Source organism: Anabaena sp. UHCC 0451, assembly GCF_034931405.1.
Lineage (GTDB): Bacteria > Cyanobacteriota > Cyanobacteriia > Cyanobacteriales > Nostocaceae > RDYJ01.
Genome location: NZ_JAYGHA010000068.1, coordinates 1 through 5600, shown reverse-complemented (window position 1 = coordinate 5600; position 5600 = coordinate 1). Strand labels below are relative to the sequence as shown.

Genomic DNA, 5600 nt, shown 5'->3' with positions numbered 1-5600 from the left:
CATTGGCTCTTGAGTTGTTTTTATGGTGACTGAGGATTGATTATAACATTAGATATATTATAAGCACTGCAAGGGTTTAGCAAAACTAAACCTAAACCCTGACATCTATAACTAAGTCGTTCCGGTGGGTAAATTATTCGGATCAATACCCTGGGATTTTAAATAAGCTATTAGTCGTTCTTTTTCCTGACGTTCTTCTGCAATTTTTTCTACAGACCAAGGTAATAAATTACCCGCTTTATCCCACCATCTTAACCAATACCCTGTTCTGGCTTCTTTTTCTCCTCTCCAAGTTCCTAAAAATAGACCCATTGCATCAATCCAATGCAGACCATTTTCATTTGCTTGCTTTAACTCATAGCGACCATTTTCTAGTTGATAAAATTCTAATAAACCGCCATCTGGATCAAAAATTACATAAATAGGAACTTGCAAAATTTGCTCATAAAAAAACCATTTTCCTGGTGGATATGTTCGCTTAACAGAATATTCTCCACCTTCAGTATCAGATAAAAATTCTATGACTATAGCCGGAAAATCCCCTTCTAAATTGGGTGTGTAGCTTTTGCGTTCAGGTACAATCTCTTTAACCGAGGGAATATATAGCCAATCAGGTGCTTTAGCGATAAATTGACCATCTAATGTGGCACATAAAGCAAAATTCGAGGCTATCAACATCTGCGGTTGAATAAAACCCGCAATTTCTAAGCTTTCTGGCAAAGCACCAGCCAAAATTGGCTGTCCTGTATTTTCCACCGGTTCATCCTCTAACTGAAAATCATCGGGTAAGGCTTCCCAAGAGATTACCAGTTCAGTGGGAGATTTTATTTCACTGATTTGGGTTGCCATAAAGACTGCCTCTTGTTGATTTGTTCTTATTTTATCTTGTGCGTGGGGTTGTGATTAAATAAATCAAGTAAAGACCAAATCCCCAACTTCTTCAAGAAATTAGGGATTTGAACTTATATATGAGTTATCAAAACTCAATATCTTACTTTCTCTTAGCCCCAGCCTTAGACGCTTTAGCCGCTTTTTTCGCGGCTTTCTCTGCTTCTATTGCTGCTAATTTCGCTTGTTCTTTCTCTTCCTCAATTTTATTCAGGTAGTAATGATAATCTCCTAAATAAACTCGGAATTCACCATCACGAATTTCCACGATTTTGTTAGCTACCTGGGAGATAAAATAACGGTCGTGGGAAACTACAATCGCCGTACCATCATAGTTCTGCAAGGCTTCTTCCATCATTTCCTTAGCAGGAATATCTAAGTGGTTGGTAGGCTCATCTAAAATGAGTAAATTCGCTGGACGCAACAGCATTTTCGCTAATGCTAAACGAGCTTTTTCTCCACCGCTTAACGCCCCAACTTTTTTAAATACTGTGTCACCAGTAAATAAAAACCTTCCTAATAGTGTGCGGACTTCTTCGTTTGTCCAGTCGGGAACTTCATCATGAATTGTTTCCATGACGGTTTTGTTTAAGTCCAAAGCTTCTGCTTGGTTCTGCTCGAAGTAACCAGGGATAACATTATGATCGCCTAGTTTCACCATTCCTTCTGTTGCTGGTTCTACACCCATAATAATTTTCAACAGTGTAGATTTACCCGCACCGTTGGGACCCAAGAAAGCAATTCTATCTCCTCTTTCAATCAGCAGATTTGCACCTAAAAACAGAATTTTCTCACCATAAACATGAGTTAATTCTTTGATTTCTACCACTTCCCGTCCACTACGAGGTGCGGGAGGAAAACGAAAATGTAGTGTTCTGACTCCGGCAATTGGTGCTTCGATTCTTTCAATTTTATCTAATTGCTTTTCTCTGCTTTTCGCTTGGGTACTACGGGTGGCACTAGCACGGAATTTATCTACAAATGCCTGTTGCTTTTCTAATTCTTTCTGCTGGCGTTCAAAGGCGTTAAGTTGTGCTGATTGATTTTCCGCTTTTTGTTGTAGGTAGGATGAGTAATTACCGAGGTATGTACTAGAAACGCCACGTTCAGTTTCTACGATTTGTGTGCAGAGTCTGTCTAGAAATTCCCGGTCATGGGAAACTATCACCATGGGAGTGATTAGCCCTCTCAGGTAATTTTCTAACCATTCAATGGTTTCTAAGTCTAAGTGGTTTGTCGGTTCGTCCAGCAGTAACAAATCTGGCTTTTGCAGGAGGATTTTACCTAAACTCATCCGCATTTGCCAACCACCGGAAAAGGCGCTAACCAGGCGATCGCCATCCTCCAGCTGAAATCCCATTTCGGGTAAAATTTTACCAATACGGGTATCTAAGCTGTAACCATCCAAAGCTTCAAATTGGCGTTGCCAGCGATCCATTTGATGAATCAGTTCATCTAGTTCCTCCGGCGTAGCGGTTTCCATATCTCGATGCACCTGCGCCAAAGCTAACTGTACTTGGTTTGCTTCCTTAAATACTGTCCAAAATTCTTCATTAACGGTGCGGGTCGGATCTACTTCAAACTCTTGGTTCAGGTAGGCTATATGCAGACTGTTAGGGCGGATAATTTGCCCTGAAGTGGGTTCCATTTCCCCAGATATGATTTTCAGTTGGGTGGACTTTCCTGCACCGTTAACGCCGACTAGGCCGATGCGATCGCCTGGTTTGACTTCCCAGTTGATATCTTTAAGAACTTCGCCTGTAGGATAAATTTTACTGATATGTTCTAGTCGCAGCATGAAGTCTGTCTCAGGTAGGGGATAGGTATTTAGGGAGGAAAAGCTAACGCCGTCTTTAATCTTAACAAAATTTAACTACATATTTACATAAAACAAGCGTAATGGGTGTAAAAGGCAGGAAATAGTAGGTAACAGGCTTGTTGCTGCTGCCTATAACCAAGAGACTTTTTTGGTTGATATTTCACATTTAATTATTTTTATCTATGTAATTTTGCGATTTGCTAAAATTGTCTCTTTTTATTGACTCAGATTGGTGATTTTTGCCTAACACTTAGTAGCTATAAAACTGTTTAAACTATAAATTATAAATTTAAGCTTAACAATAATTAATATCACAAATGTGTATAATACACCTGTATTTTGTCTAACAAGGTTGACATTTTGCCATCCTTTAAAGAATCATCTTAGGGAACCCGGATAGCCTGTAGAGAGGAAAATATGCACACAGTTATTCTAGTTCTGATTGAAGTATTGATTGTGATGGGAATGTCACGCCTAGTAGGATTGGCATTTCGGTCAATCAAACAACCATTGGTAATTGGCGAAATAGTTGCTGGTATAATGTTAGGCCCATCATTATTTGGTTTAATTGCTCCCCATGCAGCAGCTACCCTATTTCCACCAGAAGCTATTCCTTTCCTGAATATTTTATCTCAGGTAGGACTAATATTTTTCATGTTTTTAATTGGTTTAGAGCTAAATCCTAAATATCTCGGCAGTAACTTACAAGCCGCAATTCTCATTTCCAATATCAGCATCATTGTGCCGTTTTCTCTAGCAGGAATTCTATCTTTACTGCTGTATCCTTTAGTTTCTAATGCTACAGTTTCTTTTACCGCTTTTGCCTTATTTTTGGGCGCGACTATGTCAATTACAGCCTTTCCTGTATTGGCAAGAATTATCACTGAAAATAATTTACAGGGAACACGTTTAGGGACATTAGCTTTAACTTGCGCTGCCGTTGATGATGTCACCGCCTGGTGTATTTTAGCAGTAGCGATCGCAGTTGCTCGGAATGGTAGCTTTGATCAAAAAGCCATCTTCACCATTATTTCCAGCCTCATTTACATTGGTTTTATGTTCACCGTCGGGCGTTGGTTTCTCAAACGACTCATTACCCATTATCGCCGCACTGGCAGGTTAAGCCAATATCTACTAGCTTTGATTTATATGGGAGTTATCGCTTCTGCTCTCATGACTGAATTTATCGGTATTCACCTAATTTTTGGTGCATTCTTATTAGGTGCAGTTATGCCCAAAGATGCAGCACTAGTCAGAGAATTAGCTATAAAAACTGAAGATTTCGTCCTGATATTTCTGCTTCCTGTGTTTTTTGTCTACAGCGGTTTAAGGACACAAATTGGTTTACTCAACCGTCCTGAATTATGGCTATTGTGTGCATTAGTTTTAGGAGTAGCGATCGCAGGTAAATATTTCGGTGCTTATTTTGCAGCCCGTCTCAGTGGCATTAACAAACGCGAAGCATCAGCCCTGGGTTGGTTAATGAATACTCGTGGTTTAACAGAATTAATAGTTTTAAATATCGGTTTAGAATTGGGTGTAATTTCACCTTTGCTATTTACCATGTTGGTAGTTATGGCCTTGGTGACAACATTTATGACATCACCATTATTAGAATGGACATATCCGAAACGATTGATCAAGTTAGATGTCATAGAACCAGAACCAGAACAGGAAACAGATACAAAAGTCATAGAAAGTATTGAATCCTTCATTACCTCCTACCGGATTTTAGTCCCCGTAGCTAACCCCAGCACTCAAAAAGGTTTACTACAATTAGCAGTAGCTATAGCTCTCAATCATCGACAACCGGCTGTTATCAATCCTCTCAGCTTAATTGAATTAGAAGAAAACTACGGTTTTGAAAGTACCCCAACAGAAGCTAACCGCTTAATTGCCGAGCGTCGTCAACAACTCGAAGAATTAATTGATACCTTAAAACCGACAATTACAGGATCTTACATACATCCTATCGTTCGTATATCTAGCAATGTCGCCAGAGAAACAGCCCAGATCGCCCAAATTGAACAACCAGACTTAATTCTTGTTGGTTGGCATCGTCCAGCCTTTAGTAATAATCGCTTGGGTGGCAGAGTTGGGCAAATTCTCACCACCGCACCAGTAGATGTGGCTGTATTTATAGATAAAGGAGGCGATCGCTTAGAAAGTTTACTAGTTCCCTACTCCGCAAATATTCATGATGATTTAGCTCTCATACTTGCTCTCAGACTGCTGATCAATCGTGATACCTGTATGTTGCAGATTTTACAAGTTTTCACCGGAAATCACAACCAAGATGAATTGAGTTATGAACTGCACGGCATGATTGAGAAATTACCAGCAACTGTACGCGATCGCATAGAAATCAAAACTGTAACTGCCCCAGAACCCATACAAGCGGTAGTTGCTGCCTCAGAAAATGTTGACTTAACCATTGCTGGCACGAGTCGCGCCTGGGGTATTGAAAGACAAACTCTAGGAAGATACACAGATGAATTAGCCATTCAATGCCGTTCTTCACTACTTATTACCCGTCGTTACAGTCAAGTTACTTCTCATCTGAGTTCCCTAATACCAGAAGCTCACTCCCAAGAAATAATTCGTAATTCATAGTTGGGTAGTTGGGAATAGAGTTATTTCCTAGCTAACAAACTTATAGTTTATAGACAAAAATATACACATATAGACAGATATAGCTGTAGCCAGGATGATTAGGACATTATTGATCCGTGAAACTTAATAATAGCAAGGGTTTCACTCTTGCCTTTTGCCTCTTGCCTCTTGCCTTCTGCTATATTTACAAGATTGTTAGGATTGACCCACGCGCTTTCATTGAGCGTAGCAAAATTAGCAATGTTGGTCGATGTTAGCGAAGCGGCACGAAGTGCGGAAG

The 5600-nt window shown here is 39.8% G+C and carries 4 protein-coding genes; 1 reads left to right on the top strand and 3 read right to left on the bottom strand.

Features of this window, described 5'->3' with window-relative positions:
- Positions 1-111: 111 nt before the first annotated feature.
- Together VB694_RS25125 and VB694_RS25120 are read right to left on the bottom strand one after the other, a co-directional pair.
- Positions 112-849 (bottom strand): Uma2 family endonuclease, encoded by a 738-nt coding sequence (locus VB694_RS25125; protein WP_323363048.1) that lies wholly within the window; start codon positions 847-849, stop codon positions 112-114.
- A gap of 142 nt (positions 850-991) precedes the next feature.
- Positions 992-2686 carry an ABC-F family ATP-binding cassette domain-containing protein gene (locus tag VB694_RS25120; RefSeq protein WP_323363047.1) on the bottom strand — a complete coding sequence of 565 codons (1695 nt, stop codon included), beginning with the start codon at positions 2684-2686 and terminating at the stop codon, positions 992-994.
- A gap of 438 nt (positions 2687-3124) precedes the next feature.
- Between VB694_RS25120 and VB694_RS25115 the strand changes: the two genes are divergently transcribed.
- A complete protein-coding gene (locus VB694_RS25115; RefSeq protein ID WP_323363046.1) occupies positions 3125-5320 on the top strand; it encodes a cation:proton antiporter in 2196 nt (731 codons plus the stop codon).
- A 98-nt stretch (positions 5321-5418) separates the two neighbouring features.
- On the opposite strand, the gene VB694_RS25110 is transcribed toward VB694_RS25115, so the two are convergent.
- Positions 5419-5600, bottom strand: a 182-nt coding sequence (locus tag VB694_RS25110) for a hypothetical protein (protein WP_323363045.1), incomplete at its 5' end; no start/stop codon positions are given.